Annotated in this window: 17 protein-coding genes; 7 read left to right on the forward strand and 10 right to left on the reverse strand. The window is 65.6% G+C overall.

Features of this window, described 5'->3' with window-relative positions; genetic code table 11:
- Positions 1 to 21: 21 nt before the first annotated feature.
- From moaA to BLV04_RS00810, 6 genes are all read right to left on the reverse strand, one after another.
- Entirely contained in the window at positions 22 to 1,008 is a 987-nt protein-coding gene (moaA, locus tag BLV04_RS00785) for a GTP 3',8-cyclase MoaA (protein WP_093027157.1), read from the reverse strand.
- Between the two features lie 181 nt (positions 1,009 to 1,189).
- Positions 1,190 to 1,711 carry a disulfide bond formation protein B gene (locus BLV04_RS00790; protein WP_093027159.1) on the reverse strand — a complete coding sequence of 174 codons (522 nt, stop codon included), beginning with the start codon at positions 1,709 to 1,711 and terminating at the stop codon, positions 1,190 to 1,192.
- A gap of 37 nt (positions 1,712 to 1,748) precedes the next feature.
- Positions 1,749 to 1,982: a thioredoxin family protein gene (locus BLV04_RS00795; RefSeq protein WP_093027161.1), complete on the reverse strand. Its 234-nt coding sequence runs from the start codon at positions 1,980 to 1,982 to the stop codon at positions 1,749 to 1,751.
- A 63-nt stretch (positions 1,983 to 2,045) separates the two neighbouring features.
- Positions 2,046 to 3,002, reverse strand: coding sequence for a permease (locus BLV04_RS00800; protein ID WP_093027163.1), 957 nt, complete (start codon positions 3,000 to 3,002; stop codon positions 2,046 to 2,048).
- Positions 3,003 to 3,120: 118 nt separating this feature from the next.
- Entirely contained in the window at positions 3,121 to 3,699 is a 579-nt protein-coding gene (locus BLV04_RS00805; protein WP_093027165.1) for a DUF302 domain-containing protein, read from the reverse strand.
- A 253-nt stretch (positions 3,700 to 3,952) separates the two neighbouring features.
- On the reverse strand, positions 3,953 to 4,708 hold the full coding sequence (locus BLV04_RS00810) for a Crp/Fnr family transcriptional regulator (RefSeq protein ID WP_093027167.1): 756 nt from the start codon (positions 4,706 to 4,708) through the stop codon (positions 3,953 to 3,955).
- Between the two features lie 228 nt (positions 4,709 to 4,936).
- Here BLV04_RS00810 and BLV04_RS00815 point away from each other — a divergent pair, with 228 nt between their 5' ends.
- Both BLV04_RS00815 and narL read left to right on the forward strand, forming a co-directional pair.
- Positions 4,937 to 6,910, forward strand: a complete 1,974-nt coding sequence (locus tag BLV04_RS00815; RefSeq protein WP_139191832.1) for an ATP-binding protein — start codon at positions 4,937 to 4,939, stop codon at positions 6,908 to 6,910.
- A complete protein-coding gene (narL, locus tag BLV04_RS00820) occupies positions 6,907 to 7,566 on the forward strand; it encodes a two-component system response regulator NarL (protein ID WP_093027171.1) in 660 nt (219 codons plus the stop codon). The genes BLV04_RS00815 and narL overlap by 4 nt, the downstream gene beginning before the upstream one ends.
- A 116-nt stretch (positions 7,567 to 7,682) precedes the next feature.
- On the opposite strand, the gene BLV04_RS00825 is transcribed toward narL, so the two are convergent.
- Positions 7,683 to 8,567 carry a phosphoribosylaminoimidazolesuccinocarboxamide synthase gene (locus tag BLV04_RS00825; RefSeq protein ID WP_093027173.1) on the reverse strand — a complete coding sequence of 295 codons (885 nt, stop codon included), beginning with the start codon at positions 8,565 to 8,567 and terminating at the stop codon, positions 7,683 to 7,685.
- Positions 8,568 to 8,762: 195 nt separating this feature from the next.
- Here BLV04_RS00825 and ridA point away from each other — a divergent pair, with 195 nt between their 5' ends.
- The 3 genes from ridA (at position 8,763) to recG (ending at position 12,601) form a co-directional block, all read left to right on the forward strand.
- Complete coding sequence (gene ridA, locus BLV04_RS00830; protein WP_093027175.1) at positions 8,763 to 9,149, forward strand: deaminase RidA; 387 nt, start codon at positions 8,763 to 8,765, stop codon at positions 9,147 to 9,149.
- Between the two features lie 285 nt (positions 9,150 to 9,434).
- Positions 9,435 to 10,496, forward strand: a complete 1,062-nt coding sequence (gene mltB / locus BLV04_RS00835; protein ID WP_093027177.1) for a lytic murein transglycosylase B — start codon at positions 9,435 to 9,437, stop codon at positions 10,494 to 10,496.
- Between the two features lie 17 nt (positions 10,497 to 10,513).
- A complete protein-coding gene (gene recG, locus BLV04_RS00840) occupies positions 10,514 to 12,601 on the forward strand; it encodes an ATP-dependent DNA helicase RecG (RefSeq protein WP_093027179.1) in 2,088 nt (695 codons plus the stop codon).
- Between the two features lie 19 nt (positions 12,602 to 12,620).
- Here recG and BLV04_RS00845 read toward each other — a convergent pair whose 3' ends face one another.
- The gene (locus BLV04_RS00845) at positions 12,621 to 14,363 is read right to left on the reverse strand and encodes a chloride channel protein (protein WP_093027835.1); all 1,743 of its coding nucleotides are present in this window, start codon (positions 14,361 to 14,363) and stop codon (positions 12,621 to 12,623) included.
- A gap of 255 nt (positions 14,364 to 14,618) precedes the next feature.
- On the opposite strand from BLV04_RS00845, the gene BLV04_RS00850 reads away from it, so the two are divergent.
- Positions 14,619 to 15,020 (forward strand): hypothetical protein, encoded by a 402-nt coding sequence (locus BLV04_RS00850; RefSeq protein WP_093027181.1) that lies wholly within the window; start codon positions 14,619 to 14,621, stop codon positions 15,018 to 15,020.
- 101 nt (positions 15,021 to 15,121) lie between these two features.
- Here the strand turns inward: BLV04_RS00850 and BLV04_RS00855 are convergent, their stop codons facing one another.
- Both BLV04_RS00855 and BLV04_RS00860 read right to left on the reverse strand, forming a co-directional pair.
- Entirely contained in the window at positions 15,122 to 16,084 is a 963-nt protein-coding gene (locus BLV04_RS00855) for a serine hydrolase (RefSeq protein ID WP_245731634.1), read from the reverse strand.
- A gap of 333 nt (positions 16,085 to 16,417) precedes the next feature.
- The gene (locus BLV04_RS00860; protein ID WP_093027185.1) at positions 16,418 to 16,777 is read right to left on the reverse strand and encodes a TusE/DsrC/DsvC family sulfur relay protein; all 360 of its coding nucleotides are present in this window, start codon (positions 16,775 to 16,777) and stop codon (positions 16,418 to 16,420) included.
- 368 nt (positions 16,778 to 17,145) lie between these two features.
- Here BLV04_RS00860 and BLV04_RS00865 point away from each other — a divergent pair, with 368 nt between their 5' ends.
- Positions 17,146 to 18,072 carry a GDP-L-fucose synthase family protein gene (locus BLV04_RS00865; protein ID WP_245731681.1) on the forward strand — a complete coding sequence of 309 codons (927 nt, stop codon included), beginning with the start codon at positions 17,146 to 17,148 and terminating at the stop codon, positions 18,070 to 18,072.
- The last annotated feature ends 64 nt before the right edge of the window (positions 18,073 to 18,136 follow it).

Below are 18,136 nucleotides of genomic sequence, written 5' to 3' on the forward strand. Positions count from 1 at the left end.
CACCACTCACCACCCCACCGCTCACCCCCCCGTCGCCGACATGAAGCGGATGATCTTCTCCGGCCGCTCCTTGAACTCGTGGCGCTCGGGTTTCAGCGCAATGGCGCTTCGCAGATGGGCGATCAGATCCGCCTCTCCGATCCCGTCGCGCAGCAGGGGCCGCAGCGCGTAACTGTTGTCCTGGCCCAGACACAGATAGAGGGTCCCGTCGACGGTCAGGCGCACCCGGTTGCAAGTCTCGCAGAAGTGCTGCGAGATCGGGGTGATGAAGCCGATCCGCGTCTCGGTGGCCCCGACACGGTAATAGCGCGCGGGACCGCCGCCGGGCAGGATGTCCGAGATCAGCTCGAAGCTCTGCTCGAGACGTCGGCGTACGATTTGCAGATCAAGATAGTGATCCTGAGCGCCGCGGCCAGTCGCGCCTATCGGCATGGTCTCGATCAGACGCAGCGTGAAACCTTTCTCCGCGCAGTAGCCGAGGATGTCTTCGATCTCCTCGTCGTTCACGCCGCGCATCACGACCGTATTGACGCGAATCGGCGCAAAGCCGACCTCGCGGGCCGCCGCGATCCCGCGCAGCACCTTGTCGAGATCTCCTCCCGTGACCTCCTTGAAGACCTCCGGGCGCAGGCTGTCCAGGCTGACGTTCAGGCGGCGCACGCCGGCGCGGTACAGCGGCTCGGCCAGCGCGTCCATACGGGTGCAATTGCTCGAGATGGAGAGGTCGTCGAGGCCGGGCAGGGCGGAGAGACGCTCGGCGAGGTCCGGCAGATTCCTGCGCACCAAGGGCTCTCCGCCCGTGATGCGGACATGCCGGACCCCGAGTGCCGTGAAGGCGGCGACCACCCGACCGATCTCCTCGAAGCTGAGCCAGTGCTCCGGCTCCTCGAAGCCTTTGAATCCCTTCGGCAGACAGTAGCCGCAGCGCAGGTCGCAGCGGTCCGTGACGGAAAGCCGCAGATAGGCGATGCGTCGGCCGAACGGGTCGGTCAGGGTTTGCTCGTTCATGCGATGTGATCCGGTGGATGCGGGAGAAGGCTCCCGAGGTTCATCGCTCGGGCGCGGCGAACACAAACGCAAACCGAAGGCGTCGGCGCGGTTTAAACCGCGTCCAGAGCGACATGCGTCATTATCATGTTGTATTTTGCCTTGGGGATTTCACCGACCTCGGGGGATAAGCGGTTTAGGGTCATCGGACCCCCGTCCCGGGGCGGCTTCGAACCAGCGCCAGGACACCGGCACCGAGGCAGAGGCCAAAGCCGAGCAAGGCCCAGTTCGCCAACGACAGGCCGAGAATCAGGGCGCCTTCGTCCTCGCAAAAACCCGTCGCCATGAACAGCGCCGGTGCCTGTTGGCCGAGCCACTCGACCCACTGCTCGATCAGCCCGGGCGCGCCGGCCACACAGGAAACGCTCTCCGGCGGCTGCATCTGCAGCCAGCTCTGGTAGGCCGCAGCACCGATCCCCGTGGCCGAGACCGGCAGGGTCAAGGCGCCGATCAGGCCCCCGAGAACCGCCGCTCCCGTGCGTCCGCTGCCCACCGCGGCCCCGAGCGCGAGCACCGCGAGCACCATGAAGAGCAGGCGCTGAAAGATGCACAGATGACAGGGATCCAACGCGAGCCAGTCGGTCATGACAAAGCTCGACACGACCGCAAGGGCGCAACCGCCGGCCATCAATCCCCAAAGCAGGCGAGGGGACGGGCCTGTCATTTCGATGCCTTGCAGGCAAGGCAGGCGGAGAACGTCATCAGCTGAACCATCCCTCGACCGTCTTGCGATCCGGAACCCCGCCGGCATGCACCACCTGACCGTCGATGACGACTCCGGGTGTCGACATGACCCCGTAACCCATGATTCGGCCGAGATCCTCGACCTTCTCAAGGGTGATCTCGGCGCCCTTCGCCTTCGCGGCCTCTTCGACCACCTTGTAGGTCGCTTTACAGTTCGCGCAGCCTGATCCCAAGATCTTCACTTCTTTCATATCGGTCCTCGTGTCGCTGGGTCCCGATTCCGGGAATCGTCCTAAGGCCATTGGGTCTCCATTCTACGCCAGCAGGTTGAATCCGTAGCCGACCAGGATGAAGGCCACGGCCAGGACACCCGCATAGAGCGCCAGCCCGGGCCAGCGGATGACCTTGCGCAGGATGATCATCTCGGGCAGAGAGAGCGCGGCGATGCTCATCATGAAGGCCAGCGTGGTGCCGATCGCAACACCTTTGCCCAGCATGGCCTCGGCCACCGGGATCACCCCGGTCGCGTTGGAATAAAGCGGGATCCCGAGCAGAACCGCACCCGGTACCGCCAGCCAATTGTCGGTGCCGCCCAGGTGCTCCACGACCCACTCCTCCGGGACATAGCCGTGGAAGAGTGCTCCGACGCCGATGCCGAGCAGCACCCATTTCCAGAGACGCCGCAGGATCTCGCGGACCTCGCCCATGGCGTAGCGATGGCGCCCGGCCAGCGAGGTGTCGGGCTCGGGCATCTTCAGCTCGCCCATGTGGATCTGCCAGACATAGGGCTCGACCCAGCGCTCGGGTCTGAAGCGCTCCATGACGACCCCGCCGACGTAGGCGACCGTCAACCCCGCGGCGACGTACATGAGTGTCAGCTCCCAGCCCAGGATCCCGAGCAGGATGACCACCGCGACCTCGTTGATCATAGGGCTGGCGATGAGGAAGGAGAAGGTCACACCGAGCGGGATGCCTGCCTCGACGAAGCCGATGAAGAGCGGCACCGACGAGCAAGAGCAGAAGGGCGTGACCGCGCCCAGTCCAACCGCGGTCGAGCGCGCCGCCCATCTGGGTTTGCCGCGCACATAGGCGCGCACGCGCTCGGGCGAGAGGAGCGCCCGAAAGAGCCCCATGAGATAGATGATGATGACCAGCATGAAGAAGATCTTCGCCGTGTCCATGACGAAGAAGTGAAGCGCCGCGCCGAGATGGGTCGCCGGGTCGATGCCCAGCAGACGGTAGACGAGGAGATCGCCGAGTGTATCGAACACCGATGTGCGCCTCTGCGGCGTTGATCATTGGCGTCTACTCTATACGATTTTCCGTATATCTGGATTGCGCGATGTCACGAGCGCCCGGACCCCGACGCTCGTGACCAGGGCTTCCGGGTCACAACTCTCCGGCCGCACCGCCTTCCATGATCGCCCGGATGGTGTCGCGGACCTTCAGCGAGGATGTCTTGAGCTCCTCGGGAAGCTCCCGACCGCCGTGGATCATCATGTCCAAGTTCATGCTGTAGAGCGTCAGGCGCCCCTCCTTGTCTTCCACCAAGGCGATGCGGCAGGGCATGAAGCCGCTGTACTCGTTGCGATATTCGAGCATCTGTCGACCGACCCGGGCATCGCAGAAGGAGAGAAAATTGACGTAGCGATAGGACTCGCCGGTGATCGCCTCGATCTGTTTGTAGAAGGGCGATTCGCCGACAAAGAGCAGATTGCGCGAGACCGCAATGCTTTTCATGGACTCGATGACGTCGTCCGGGCTCAGCCCTTCCTCGACCGGAATCGCCCACATCATGGCCACGCCGGGATCGCCGGTCGAGAGCAGGCGCGAGGCGAACTCGCCGTAGACGCGCGGATATTCGGGGTCGAACTCGCCGAGGATCGGGGCGACGCGCCAAGCCAGGACGCCGATCCCGACAAGGGTCAAGAAGCCGATGACGGCCAACAGGTTGCGAACGATCTTCACTGCAAATCCCCCGTGATGATGTCGGCCGCCCCGTGAACGGCTCGATCCGTGATGTCGCGCCGCGGATGCGCCCGCCGTCGGGACAGGGCTCGGAGACAAGCGGCGCAGCGTCATCGAGCGCGGTGCGGACAAGGCGCGTCTATACCGAGCGCACGCAGGTCTGCTTGTTTCCGACGTGTGACTCGGGGATTGTACCCATCACCGGCGTGTCGGGCGACGCCCGGATCCGCCCGTAGCGAGGTCGAGTGCGACGTCAGCCCGCTACGGCCGCCGCGCCGGCTTGTGCCGGGCTCCGCTCGGCAATCGGGTCGTCGAACACGAAGGCCGCCAAGCGATCCAGCGATGGGATCAGGATGGTCCGCCGCTCGATCTCGACCAGACCGCGATGGGCCAGCTCATGGAGCTCGCGAGAGAAGGTCTCGGCACTGATGTTGAGGTTGGACGCAATCAGCGCCTTGGCCGCCGGCAGAACCACGACCGCGCGATCGCTCGCATCGGAGCTGCAGCGGCCCTGCTTGATCAGGAAGTCGGCCAGCCGCTGACGTGCGGTCATCAGGCAGCAGGCTTCCAGGTCATGGACGAGCCGATGGACATCCCCGGCAACCAGCTTGAGCATGACGGCCGCGACCTCGGGCCATTCGGCAATGGCCGTGTGGATGCGCTCGCGACCGACTACGAGGATCCGACTGTCGCAGATCGATTCGGCGAAGACCGGGCAGGGCTCGTCGAGCAGGATGGCCGCGACACCGAAGACGCGTCCGGGTTGGAGGATGTCCAGCACCCGCTCGGCCCCCAGAGGCGAGAGTGCGGCGAGCTTGATCCCCCCCTTCAGGAGACACTGAAACCCGCTCGGGCGGCTGCCCTTCTCGCAGATGATCTGACCCCGTGTCGCCGTGCGCAGTTGACTGCCGCCGGCGATGAATCGGGCCGGCTCGTCGCCGAGTGCGGCAAAGGCAGGGACGTCGCGCAGGTAAGGAAGGAAATTAAAGGCGCGGTCGATGTCGTTCATAGCCGAAGTCTATCGACCGAGGGATTTTCAACAAGGCGTGGAACGACTGACCGGTTTGCCGGGAAATACCTCCCAAGGGGTAGCAGTGGTAGAGTGTCAAGGTACTGAGAATTCTCGTAGTTGTTTCGATCCGAGGCGTGTTGCGCCGGGTTCGAGTCGGTCCTGATTCTTTGGAGGTATCCCCTTTCGCGGTGGGCGCGACTGGGCTGGAATGCGGGGGTGATCGATATGAGCTCTCTTCTGCCGCGTTCGTTCCATCGCTCGATCCTGCTCAGCGTGGGTCTGTTGATGACCCTCGTCGTCGTTTTGGCGATCCTCAGCATGTTGATCGGCGGCAGCGTGGGCCGGGCGACGGAGGGGTTTGCCGCCGCCGTGAACCAGGCCGGGTCGCTGCGGATGCAGTCGTATCGCATCGGGATGGCGCTGGCCGACGCGCGAGCCCCGGCCGACTTGAGTGCCGATCGGGTTGCGGCACTGGCCGAGGAGCTCGAGCAGCGTCTGGCCAGTCCGCGCCTTGCCGACATCATCCCGCGGCGTGCCGGGGAGGAGATCCGCGACGCCTACGAGGGTATCCGCGCGGATTGGAACGAGCGCATGCGCCCGCTCGTGTCGGCGGACATTGCGCGATTGCGCGTGCTCGATCCGGGCACATCCCGGGATGCCCCTGCGATGTCCTATCTGGCGGCTGTCGATGGCTTCGTCGAGCAGATCGACGTGTTGGTCGGGGAGCTGGAGCGAATCACGGAGGCACGCTTGGCCATGCTGCGCGTCGTCCAGGCGGTTGCCTTGGTCCTGACGGTGATCGTGGTGCTCGTGACTATGGTCTTGGTCATCGGCCGGGTGATCCAACCGCTCGCCGAGCTCTTGGAGTGCGCGGATGGGTCGCGGCGCGGCGATTTCACGCGACGTACCCGATTCACCGGAAGCGACGAGCTGGGCCGGCTCGGCGATGCCATGAATCGCATGGCCGCCGACCTGTCGCAGCTCTACACGGACCTCGAGGGTCGGGTCGCCGAGAAGACCCGTGATCTCGAGCGCTCCAACCAGACACTGGAGCTGCTCTACGGCGTGGGCCAGGTGCTGCATGAGTCGCCGATCTCCACGCCCATGTTCGAGCGCGTCCTGCAGGAGATCCGGGTCAAGTTGCGGCTTCGGGCCGTCACCCTTTGCCTGGACGAAGCGCCGGATCTGGGCCCGGACCCGGACCCCCATCGAAAGGACGGCCGCTCGTGCGTGACCGCGAGAGCCGAGGGCGAGCAGCGCTTTGCCTGCTCGAGCGACGGATGCCCGGTCTGTCGCGAGGCCGAGCCCTATCATCCCTTACTGCGCACGCTCGGACGGGGCGACCGTCGGCCCCCCGTGTCCTTCGTCGTGGCGGAGCAGGATCGGCCCTTCGGCGTGCTGATCGTGGAGCTGGATCGCGAACAGTCCCTGCCGCCCTGGCAAGGGCGGCTCTTGGCCTCGCTCGCCACGCTCATCGGTACCGCGCTCAGTCTGCATCGGCGCCAGCGTGACGGCAGGCGTCTCGCGCTGTTCGAGGAGCGCGGCGTGATCGCGCGCGAGCTGCACGACTCCTTGGCACAGTCGCTCTCCTACCTCAAGATCCAGGCGTCGCGCCTGGATGCGCTCCTCGGAGCCGGCGCGCAGCCCGAACGCACCCGCGCCGTGCTCGCCGAGCTGCGCGAGGGCGTGAACAACGCCTATCGTCAGTTGCGCGAGCTGTTGACCACCTTTCGGCTCAAGATGGACGATCGCGGCCTCAATGCCGCGCTGGAGGCGACGGTGGCCGAGTATCGCGCGCGCGCGACCACCGAGATTTGCCTGGACAATCGGCTCCCCGCCTTGCTGCTCGGCCCCAATGAGGAAATCCATGTGCTGCAGATCGTCCGCGAGGCCCTGTCCAACGTCATCCGTCACGCCGGGGCGGCGCATGCTTTGCTGCGTTTGGCGGCCGGTGGCGCCGGGATCCGCGTCACCCTGGACGACGACGGCCGCGGCATCGATCCGCATGCCGTCCCGCGCGGTCACTACGGACTGAGCATCATGCGCGAGCGTGCCGCCGGCCTCGGCGGCGACATCGAGATCGTGCCCGGGCCGCACGGCGGGACACGTGTTCGGCTGACCTTCCCGAGCCGCCGAGCCCGAGACAGCGACACCGAGGTCAGCGATGCAGGCGCCATCGAGGCGGTGCAGACCTCATGACGACCGACACCCGAACCGCCGTCGTCATCATCGACGACCATCCGCTCTTTCGAAAGGGCGTGTCCGATCTCATCGCGATGGCACCCGAGCTGATCTTGGTCGGGGAGGCCGGCGACGGGGAGGAGGGCGTGCGCGTCGCGGCGGAATGTCGCCCGGACCTGATCCTGCTCGACCTCAACATGAAGGGCATGAACGGCATCCAGACCCTGGAACGTCTGCGCCGGGCCGATCTGGACGCGCGTGTCGTCATGCTCACCGTCTCCGACAGCGAGCAAGACGTGGTCGCCGCCCTACGCGCCGGGGCCGATGGCTATCTGCTCAAGGACATGGAGCCCGAGGACATCCTCGAGCAGCTGCTCGCTGCCGGCCGGGGTCGCCTGGTGATCAGTCAACGGCTTACCGAGCTGATTGCGCGGGCGCTCTGCCACGACAGCCGCCCGGTGCGTCCGCGGGAGGCCGGTCTGACACCGCGCGAGCAACAGGTGCTGGGTCTGCTCGCCGACGGATTGAGCAACAAACTGATCGCCCGCGAGTTGGACCTGTCGCTCGGGACCGTCAAGGTCCACGTCAAACACGTCCTCAAGAAACTCAAGCTCAGAACCCGCGTCGAAGCCGCCGTCTGGGCCGTCCGCCAATCCACGCCCGACGAGCTCTGATCCGCAACATCCAAGGTAGGGGCGGCTTTAGCCGCCCAATGGTGTAGGGTTGACGGGGCGTGGGCGACTGAAGTCGCCCCTACATCGCCCCTACGTTGCCCTGCCTCGCGGGCGGATCAGCGGTGCGTCAACCGCTCCTCGGCCTCGCGGTATTTGGCGGCGGTCCGGTCGATGATCTCCTGCGGCAGCATGGGCCCCGGCGGGGTCTTGTCCCAGTCGAGCGTCTCCAAATAATCGCGGACGAACTGCTTGTCGAAGCTCGGCGGGCTCGTCCCCGGTCGGTATTGATCGGCCGGCCAAAAACGCGATGAGTCGGGTGTGAGCACCTCGTCGATCAGATGCAGCCGCCCCTCGCTGTCGAGGCCGAATTCGAGCTTGGTGTCGGCGATGATGATGCCGTGCGCCAAGGCATACTCGGCGCAGTCGCGATAGATGGCGATGCTGACGTCGCGCACCTGAGCCGCCAGCGCCGGGCCGAGCAGGCGCTCGGTGTGCGCGAAGTCGACGTTCTCGTCGTGCCCGCCGATCTCGGCCTTGGTCGACGGCGTGTAGATGGGCTCGGGCAGCCGGTCGGCCTGACGCAGACCGGGCGGGAGCGCGATGCCGCAGACCGCACCGCCGTGCAGATAGTCCTTCCAACCCGAGCCGATCAGATAGCCGCGCACGATCGCCTCCACCGGCAGCGGTGTGAGCCGGCGCACCACCATGGCGCGATCGCCGAGTTGGGCCAGCTCCTCGGGGTCCTCGACGACTGCCGAGACCGGGATATCGGCAAGATGATTCGGCACCAGCTGCGCCGTGCGTGCGAACCAAAAGCGCGAGACCCGGGTCAGGACCTCGCCCTTGCCGGGAATCGGCTGCGGAAGGACCACGTCGAACGCGGACAGACGGTCGCTCGCAACCATCAAGAGATGCTCGCTGTCGATCTCGTAGAGATCGCGGACCTTGCCGCGTCCGATCAGGCGCAGCTTGGCGAGGTTGGACTGATGGAGTGCGTTCATGGCGTGTGATCCGGGATTTGGAAGCGCCAAAGTATAGCCGTTCGCGCATCGACGCACGCCTGCGTGTAGGGCCTTAGGGGGTAGGGGCGACTTCAGTCGCCCCGAACATACCCTCCGCGTCTTGGCGTAAGCCCCGCGCTGCATTAGGCTCACGCCGATGTCCTCGGGTAACGATACTTTCGGAGTCACCCCAACATGCCAAAAAGCATCATCAAGACCGATCAAGCCCCGAAGGCAATCGGGACCTACTCTCAAGCGGTTCGCGTCGGCAACACCGTCTATCTGTCCGGCCAGATTCCGCTCGTGCCCGAGACCATGGAGCTGGTCTCGGGCGACATCGAGGCCGAGATCCGGCGTGTCTTCGACAACCTTCGGGCCGTTGCCCATGCAGCCAACGGCAGTCTTGCCGATGTCGTGAAACTCAACGTCTTCCTGACCGATCTGGCCCACTTCCCGTCGGTCAATCAGGTCATGGCCGACTACTTCGAGGAGCCCTATCCGGCACGGGCGGCGATCGGTGTCGCGGCCCTGCCGAAAGGTGCTCGGGTCGAGATGGACGCGATCATGGTGCTGGCTGATTAAACCGCGTCCAGAGCGCGCGATGCTCAGTTTCGAGTGAGCTCAACGTTTGATGTATCCACGACCCTTGGCGGAGACGCGGTTTAAAATAATATACTTTTTAATATTTTAAACCGCGCCGACTCCAGCGGTCGTCAAGTCTGCCGGGGCCGATCCCATCCAAAGCCATCGCATGCCGCGCCGGGCGCGGTTTAACAGCACAATCACGAGCTAAATTCATCGGTTGAATTGCTTTACTGAAAAACTGCTTTACTATACCGGGCACCGATTTCTCACCCTGGATTGCCCATGCGCTTTGTTTGCTCGATCGCCGCGCTCTTGTGTTTGACCCTGGTTGCGGGCTGCGGCTCCCAGTCGACCCGCCCCGGCGAGATCGCGGAGGGATCCCCGTATCCGACATCCGGGTCCGCGACGGTGACCGGTGATTTCGCCGGGTATCCGGGGGTCGAGCCCTTTATCCGCCGCATGCAGCAGCAGGGCTTCGCGCCCAACCAGGTTGCCGCCGTCCTCTCCGGCGCCAAACGCGAGCAGTGGATCCTCGACGCGATGGATCGCCAGGCCCCGCGACCGAGCACCGGGCCGACCGGGGCTTGGATACGTTATCGCGCCAAGTTCCTGACCCCGGAGAACATCGCCAACGGCGTGCGTTTCTGGCAGCAAAACGAGGCCGCGCTCAACCGGGCAAGTTCACGGTACGGGGTGCCGCCCGAGTACATCGTCGCCATCATCGGTGTCGAGACCCGCTACGGTGGCTACGTGGGCAAGACACGCATCGTCGACGCTTTGGCGACCCTGGCCTTCGCCTACCCGCGCCGCGCCGATTACTTCTCGGGCGAGCTGGCATCCTTCCTGGTCATGACCAAGGAGGAGGGTATCGATCCCTTCGGTCCGCGTGGATCCTTTGCCGGTGCGATGGGCCTCGGGCAGTTCATGCCCTCGAGTTTCCGCGACTATGCCGTGGACTTCGACGGCGATCGTCATCGGAATCTCTGGAATCCGGCGGATGCGATCGGCAGCGTCGCCAACTACTTCAAATCGCACGGTTGGCAGGCCGGCGTGCCGGTGGCCGTGCGCGCGAACGTGCAGTCCCCCTCGGCTGCCCGCGCCATGAAGTCGGGCTTCGATACGCGCTACGGGTTGAGCGAGCTGGCAGGCCGCGGGATCGTCCCGGCAGGCAACCTCGGCGGCGCCACACAGGTGAGTTTGCTCGAGTTCGATGTCGGCACCGGCTACGCGTATTGGCTGGGGTCGCAGAATTTCTACACCATCACCCGCTACAACCACAGCAGCTACTACGCGATGGCCGTGCACCAGCTCGCCCGCGCAATCGCGGAACGCAAGGGCAGTTAAACCGCGTCCAGAGCGAGATGCTCACTTTCGATTCGCTCGACACCATCCCGGTGGAGCGGCTCAAACGGGTCGGTCCGCGCGTGGCCGAGCGTCTCGGCAAGCTCGGTGTGCGCACGGTGCAGGATCTCCTCTTCCATCTGCCGCACCGCTATCAGGACCGCACGCGTTTGGTCCGGATCGCCGAGCTGCGGTCGGGCGACGAGGCATTGGTCGAGGGCGAGATCCAGGAGGTCGATCTCTCGGGCGGGCGCCGCCGCTCGCTCAAGGTCTGGGTCTCGGACGGGGGGTTCGGCGGGCTCCTGCTGCGGTTCTTCCATTATTCCCGGCAGCAGATCGATTCACTCAAGCCCGGCGTGCGGTTGCGCTGCTACGGCGAGGTTCGGCAGGGGCCGAGCGCCTTGGAGATGGTCCATCCCGAATATCGCATCCAGTCCGAGGAGCCGGGCGCGATCGAGGAGCGCTTGACGCCGCTCTATCCCTCGACCGAGGGCCTGCAGCAATCCTCGTGGCGCGGTCTGACCGACCAGGCGTTGGCGCTCTTGGCCCGAGAGGCGCCGCGCGAGTGTCTGCCGGAGGAGATCTTGCTCCCCTTGGGTCTGCCGAGCCTGGTCGAGGCGCTGACCTTTCTGCACCGCCCGCCGCTGGATGCCGACCCCGACGATCTGATCGAGCGACGCCATCCGGCCTTCCACCGACTGGCGTTCGAGGAGCTGGTCGCCCATCAGGTTAGTCTGCGACGGCTGCGTGCCGCCCAGCGGGCGATCCTGGCGCCTGCGCTCGCGGGCGACGGCAGCTTGCGACGCCGGCTGCTCGACGCCTTGCCGTTTCGGATGACCGCCGCACAGGAGCGCGTCGTCGCCGAGATTGCAGCCGATCTGCAAGGCGACCGCCCGATGCAGCGTCTGCTCCAGGGCGATGTGGGGGCCGGCAAGACACTGGTCGCCGCGCTGGCCGCGCTCCAGGCGATCGAGTCCGGCGCTCAGGTCGCCTTGATGGCGCCGACCGAGCTCTTGTCCGAGCAGCATCGACGCGGCTTCGTGGCTTGGCTTGCCCCGCTCGACATCGAGCCCGTCTGGCTGGTCGGGCGACACAAGGGCCGCGAGCGTGCCGGGTTGCTCGAGACCATCGCGAGCGGCCGAGCGCGCATGGTGATGGGTACCCACGCGCTCTTTCAGGAGGACGTGGTCTTCTCCGATCTGGGTCTCGTCATCATCGACGAGCAGCACCGTTTCGGCGTGCACCAGCGCATGCGTCTGCGCGCCAAGGGCGGCGGCTCCGGCGGTGCGCCGCATCAGTTGATCATGACCGCCACACCCATCCCGCGCTCGCTCGCCATGACCGTCTATGCGGATCTGGATCTGTCGGTCATCGACGAGCTGCCGCCCGGGCGCACGCCCATCGTCACGGTCGCGGTCCCGGATACCCGTCGCGAGGAGGTGATCGCACGCGTGGAGCAGGCCTGTGCACAGGGGCGGCAAGCCTATTGGGTCTGTACCCTGATCGAGGAGTCGGAGGCGTTGGAGTGCCAGGCCGCGGAAGAGAGCGCGCGCCAGCTAGCGGAAAGCCTACCCGGCATCCGTATCGGCCTGGTGCACGGGCGTATCAAGGGGCCTGAGCGCGAGACGGTGATGGCCGCCTTCGCCGCCGGCGATCTGGACCTCCTGGTCGCGACCACGGTGGTGGAGGTCGGCGTCGATGTCCCGAACGCCAGTCTCATGATCATCGAGAACCCCGAGCGGCTCGGTCTTGCCCAGCTGCATCAACTGCGTGGACGGGTCGGGCGCGGGTCGGTCCAAAGCCATTGTGTGCTGCTCTTCCATCCGCCCCTGTCGATCGCGGCGCGCGAGCGTCTGGGCATCATCCGCGCCGCCGAAAGCGGTTTCGAGATCGCCGAGCGCGATCTGGCCATGCGCGGAGCGGGGGAGGTTCTGGGTACGCGCCAGACCGGCACCGTACAGTTTCGCGTTGCCGACCCCCTGCGCGACCAACACCTGGTCCCCGCCGCCCAACAGGCCGCCGATCTGATCCTGGCACGCTATCCCGATCGGGTCGAACCCTTGATCCGACGCTGGCTCGGATCCCGCGAGCTGTACGGGAGCGTGTGAGGTCGCCTGGCTCTCACTCTCAATAGCGGTAAGCCGATTCGATCCGCTCTCGGGTCAAGACGCCGTAGATGTGCGTGATCCCGGGCGCGATCATCCGCTGCACGTAGAGCGCCTCGGCACCGCGCGTCTGCATCAGATCGAGCGCCTCTTGGAGGGTCGCCTGGAGATGGATCGGCGCGAGCTCGAGCCGATTCCCCGGGATCGCGAGCAAGTCGATCTCCTGCGCATCGGGTGTCATCGAAAGGGCGCTTGCCACCGCGATCCCGGGCATCAGGTAGGCTGGTCCGCCGTCCTTGTCGACGATGATCCATTCCGGCCCTTCCCCGACCAGGCGTTCCGCCTGCTCCCGCGTCAAGCTCTGTTCGTGCCGCGCAAAGCTCGTGTTCATCGCGCCGCCCACGCCGCTGCGCCTCAGCAGGTGGACCACCGGGTTGGAGCGGTAGTCCAGTCCGTTCGCCCGCAAGGTCGTGAGGAAGAGCGAATCCCTGCCGAACACCTCCTTGCTGGTCAGCGCGGCCAAGATGATTACCAACATCCCCGGCATGATGGCGCCCGGGCTGTGGGTCAGCTCGACGATGGCGGTCAAGGCCGCCAAGGGTGCCTGGAGACTGGCGCCCATCATAGCCCCCATCCCGAGCAACGCGAAAAAGGCGACCTGATCGGCCTCGAGCCCGATGAAGGCGACTGCCGCGACGCCGACCAGATTGCCGAGGATCGCACCCATGAAGAGCGCGGGGCCGATGGTCCCGCCCGGGATCCCGAGCCCCGCGCTGGCCGAGGTTGCCAGCAGCTTGAAGAACAGCAGCAGGAGCAGGAAGCCCCAGGTCAGCGGCTCGGTCAGCAGCTTGCGCAAGGTGTCGTAGCCCAGTCCCATCACCTCCGGGACCAAGGCGCCGGCGATCCCGGCGATCACCCCGGCGACAAAGACCCGGCGGAAGAAGCCCATGCGTTTGCCCCAGCCTGCGATCGTCTTGATCGACTGGATGTAGGCCGCGGAGAGTGCGCCGACGAAGAGCCCGAGAACCGCCACCGGGATCAGCGCGGTCAGCGATGTCACCACGACCGGCGCGACCCGGAGCACCGGGTCGCTGCCGAAGACAGCGACCGACAGCGCATTCGCACTCACCGCAGCCAGGATGATCGGCACGAAGCTCGCGACGCTGTATTCCAATCCCAGCACCTCGAGCGCGAAGATCACGCCCGCAAGCGGTGTATTGAACGACGCCGAGATCCCGGCCGCGGTGCCGCAGGCCGCCATGTTGCGGATACTGTTGTTGGGCAGGGTCAGGAACTGTCCGATCAGACTCCCGCTCGCGGCGCCGAGATAGACATGAGGTCCCTCGCGTCCGACCGAATGACCGCTGACGATCGCGATTGCCGCACCCAGAAACTGGAGCACGAACCCGCGCCGGGTCATGTGTCCCTGGTGATATTCCATGCGCTCCATGACGCGGGCGACACCCAGCACATAGATGCCGTGCGCGAAACGCACGAAGAGCAGTCCGATCAGCACCGAGCCGAGCAACGGCAGCACCAGACGCACCGGGATCGGCAGCGCCTCGTAGTTCTCTCCGTGACCGGGAAGGGTCGTCGCCTGCAGGCCCTCCACGGCGAGACGGAAAGCGACGATGACGAGCCCGGCCGCGAGTCCGGTGATCAGACCCAGGACGGCCGGCCAGAAGAGTGCATCCGGACGCGAAAGCCGGAGTCTCAGCGACTCCATGGCGCGATGCAGCCGATCTCCGGATGGTGTGCGTCGCATCGTGCGCGGTCCCCCGTTCAGGATGCGGCGAAACACCCGTGACACGCCCCCGAGCAGGGTCCCCGCACCCGTCCTCGGGCCTCGCTCATTCGACCGGTCACCCCAGCATCCACAAACTCGCGACACCGCTGCGCGATGTTGCGCATGCCCCTTGGTGCTCTGCGCCACGTAACGCAATGCCCGAAGTTACGAACAACGCATGCCGTCGGTATATCATTGGCGCTCCGAGATCATTCTACGCGGGGGAGTGTTTCGATGGATCGCGCGAGTGAAAGCCAAGAGATTTGGGTCTTTTCGACCTTGGTGGTGGGGTTTGCCTTGTCGTTTCTGATCGCCGTGGTGCCTCACTTCGACGGCGCTTATCGGCTCGAGCCCTTGATGTTGGCGGCTTGGATGATCCCCTACATCATCCTGTCGGTGATCGTGTGGTTTCTGCGCGGTCCGGCCCGGTTGCGCACCATCCTCGGCGTGGTCTGGATCCAGTTGCTCACCGTGCTGATTCAGCGCGCGATACTCGGCGACCCCGATGGTCTGTCGCTGTTTCTGATGCCGCTCGTGACCGCGCTCGGCCTGCTGCTCCTGGTTCCTCAGTTGTGCGGGCGCATGGAGGAGGGGCCTTTGGGGCCGATCTGCGGACGGCTTCTGAAGCGGAGCTAACCGTCGCTGCCATGTGGGGGCGGCTTTAGCCGCCTCGGGGTGTTCGGTCGTTGGTGGGGTGTGGGCGACTGAAGTCGCCCCTTGTCGCCCCTACGCTGGCGTCAGACGAGCTGGTAACGGCTCTTCATGTCTTGGTAGACCAGGTTCGACACGCGCCGGATGGCGTCCCCCCGATTGCGGATCCAAGCGCCGTAGTTTTCGGCGCGGCTCGGTCGCTCGATGATGCCGACCACCGTATAGGCGTGTTTGCGCCCGCGCTGATCGGGGATCTCGATAACCCCCATGTCTCCGCAGAGCATCGCGGTCGAGCCGGTCTTGTTGTACACCTTGGCCTCAGGGGGGAAGCCGGCTACGCCCTTGGCCAAACGGTCGCCGCCCGGCAATGCCATCATGCGCAGCATCTCCTTGCTGTTCGGCATGCGGCCTTCCCAGACCGAGATCAGGAAGCGGCTGTAGTCGTGCGCCGATGCCTGGTTGCGATAGGTCTGGCCGGTCGTGGGGATCTTCTCGACAATGCGGGTCTCTTGAAAGACGGCGGGCGCACGCTGCTTGAGTACCAGCTCGACATCCGCGGGTCCGCGGCGGGACTGGTGCTGGCTGACCAGATCCATGATCCGGTTGGTGTCCGGGTTGCTGCTGCGCTGGAGCATCCGCTCCATGCATTTGCGGACATCCTCCGAGTAGGCAACCTGGCCGCGCGAGCCATCCATCTGGAAGAAATAGGCCTGCGCGACGAGCGGCTTGATCATGCTCGCGGCCTGTCGCGGCGCGCCCTCGTTGATCGAGACGACCTTCTTGCGGGCGGTGAAATCGTACACCGACCAAGAGGTCTTCTCGTTGGGCTGGATCATGCCCTGGCGGCGCATGCTCGTCACCAGCTCGACGACTTGGCGTTGCAGGGATGTCCGGCTCGAGGCCGCCTCGGCAATGCCGGGCACCCCTCCGACCAAGAGTCCCGCAGAGGTTGCGGCAAGCGCCGCAAGAAAGGTGCGTCGATCGGGACGAAGCGGGTGCTCGTCTTCGGTGATCGGCTGTTCGTCGACGTGAATGCGCTCGTACATCATCGGCTCCCCCGTGATCCGGATTCGGCCTGCCGCCGCCTGCCGGTCCGGGTGAGCAGTGATTCGGAGCATCCCCGGCCGGCGTCGCGACGCGTCCGGGACACGCTTCAGCCTCGGACGTCCCCAAGCGAAAGGCGGTAGCAGTTCGAGGGCAAGGATAGGCGGGACCTACCGGATTGGCAAGAAAACGCCGACGAAAAGACTCGATATGTCAGAAGGATTGCGCCCGTTATTGATGGGAGTTCGGACTGACTCTGTCGGCCTCTTTCGCGATGTCGGCCGGGTGACCGACATCGCGGCGGCAGCGGGCGCGCGCGGACCGCGACTCGGGAACCCTTACTGGACGCTCCCGAACGACTTATCCGCCGCGCCCGACGGGGCCTGTAGTCCGGCAAACCGACAGCCTTGCGCGACCGGACCGCCCGGGAAGATCCCGTAGAGATACTTGAGGCCACCGCGGCCGTGGAATGCCTCTTCGAGCGCGTCGTGAAGATCCCGCACATTGGGTTTCTCGTGACGTGCGAAATAGTCCTGCAGCGCCTTGATCATGTCCCAGTGATCGTTGCTCAGCGTCACCGCGTCGGCCTGAGCCGCGGCGACCGCCTGCTCGCGCGTCCAGTCGTCCGGGGCGTCCGGAAACTCGGCGTCGCGTACGACGGAGCCCGGATTCATGATCTCACCCATCGTTTGTGCCACGATCGTTACCTCCTGAGTAAGGAATGATTGGTCGTCGTTGCAGCGCTGCAGCCAACGGCAGCACTGTGCCCGATGCTGCGATCCGGGTGGGCGAGAAGCCGATCCGGTGTCGCGCTCGGTAGGGCATGAGTGTCGAACCTGACGGGGGTTGCGTCAACCGGTTCGCCGGGGCCTGCGTGCTGGTGATCTCGCCGGGGTCCGGGGCGCACCCGCCGGCGTTTCGTGGATTCTTGCCGCGCAAGGCTGGTGAGCCGACCCATCGGGGCGCTACCCTAGGGATTCCCGAACACACAGCATCCATAACGGAGATCGGCGTGAGCGAGCAGGGCAAGGTCGGGTCGAGGGTCTATGTCGCCGGACATCGCGGCATGGTGGGTGCCGCCATCGTGCGCCGCTTGGAAGCCGCGGGGGTCTCGGACATCCTCGCGCGTACCCATCGCGAGCTGGATCTCACGGATACCCGGGCGGTCGATGCCTTCTTCGCCGAGACGCGCCCGTCTCGGGTCTATCTGGCGGCGGCCAAGGTCGGCGGCATCCAGGCCAACAACAGCTTCCCGGCCGAGTTCATCCATCAAAACCTGATGATCGAGGCCAACATCATCCACGCCGCCTGGCGCAACGGTGTGGAGCGCCTGCTGTTTCTCGGCAGCTCCTGCATCTATCCGCGCCTCGCCCCGCAGCCGATCGGCGAAGAGGCGCTCTTGACCGGGACGCTCGAGTCCACCAACGAGCCCTATGCCGTCGCCAAGATCGCCGGGATCAAGCTCTGCGAGTCCTACAACCGCCAATACGGGACGGACTTCCGCAGCCTGATGCCGACCAACCTTTACGGACCCGGCGACAACTTCGATCTGGAGAACAGCCACGTCATCCCGGCGCTGATCCGCAAGTTCCACGAGGCCAAGACCCGAGGTACGCCCGCGGTGACCGTCTGGGGAACCGGCACGCCGCGTCGGGAATTTCTGCATGTCGACGACCTCGCCGACGCCTGCGTACACCTCATGGGGCTCGCACCCGAGACCTACCGGGCACACACTCGGCCCATGTGCTCCCACGTCAACGCCGGGGTCGGCGAAGACGTCAGCATCCGCGAGCTCGCCGAGACCATCGGCGAGGTCGTCGGTTTCGAAGGCGAGATCCGCTTCGACACCGACAAGCCCGACGGCACCCCGCGCAAGCTCCTCGACGTCAGCCGTCTCGCCGCACTCGGATGGACCGCGCGCACCCGGCTTCCCGAGGGATTGGCACAAACCTACGCCTGGTTCCTCGACCATCGGGACGTGCTCAGGACATGAGGCATCGGGGGGCGGTTCGCCGGCCGGACGCGATGGCCTCCGTCGTCTTGAAACCGCGGGCCGT

The sequence above is a fragment of the Thiocapsa roseopersicina genome (assembly GCF_900106925.1).
GTDB classification, from domain to species: Bacteria; Pseudomonadota; Gammaproteobacteria; order Chromatiales; family Chromatiaceae; genus Thiocapsa; species Thiocapsa roseopersicina.

Bases quoted from the DNA above. Each gene is read 5' to 3' on its own strand.
- moaA (WP_093027157.1), bottom strand. From the start codon at position 1,008: ATGAACGAGCAAACCCTGACCGACCCGTTCGGCCGACGCATCGCCTAT.
- BLV04_RS00790 (WP_093027159.1), bottom strand. From the start codon at position 1,711: ATGACAGGCCCGTCCCCTCGCCTGCTTTGGGGATTGATGGCCGGCGGT.
- BLV04_RS00795 (WP_093027161.1), bottom strand. From the start codon at position 1,982: ATGAAAGAAGTGAAGATCTTGGGATCAGGCTGCGCGAACTGTAAAGCG.
- BLV04_RS00810 (WP_093027167.1), bottom strand. From the start codon at position 4,708: ATGAACGACATCGACCGCGCCTTTAATTTCCTTCCTTACCTGCGCGAC.
- BLV04_RS00815 (WP_139191832.1), top strand. From the start codon at position 4,937: ATGAGCTCTCTTCTGCCGCGTTCGTTCCATCGCTCGATCCTGCTCAGC.
- narL (WP_093027171.1), top strand. From the start codon at position 6,907: ATGACGACCGACACCCGAACCGCCGTCGTCATCATCGACGACCATCCG.
- BLV04_RS00825 (WP_093027173.1), bottom strand. From the start codon at position 8,567: ATGAACGCACTCCATCAGTCCAACCTCGCCAAGCTGCGCCTGATCGGA.
- ridA (WP_093027175.1), top strand. From the start codon at position 8,763: ATGCCAAAAAGCATCATCAAGACCGATCAAGCCCCGAAGGCAATCGGG.
- mltB (WP_093027177.1), top strand. From the start codon at position 9,435: ATGCGCTTTGTTTGCTCGATCGCCGCGCTCTTGTGTTTGACCCTGGTT.
- recG (WP_093027179.1), top strand. From the start codon at position 10,514: ATGCTCACTTTCGATTCGCTCGACACCATCCCGGTGGAGCGGCTCAAA.
- BLV04_RS00845 (WP_093027835.1), bottom strand. From the start codon at position 14,363: ATGCGACGCACACCATCCGGAGATCGGCTGCATCGCGCCATGGAGTCG.
- BLV04_RS00850 (WP_093027181.1), top strand. From the start codon at position 14,619: ATGGATCGCGCGAGTGAAAGCCAAGAGATTTGGGTCTTTTCGACCTTG.
- BLV04_RS00855 (WP_245731634.1), bottom strand. From the start codon at position 16,084: ATGATGTACGAGCGCATTCACGTCGACGAACAGCCGATCACCGAAGAC.
- BLV04_RS00865 (WP_245731681.1), top strand. From the start codon at position 17,146: ATGGTGGGTGCCGCCATCGTGCGCCGCTTGGAAGCCGCGGGGGTCTCG.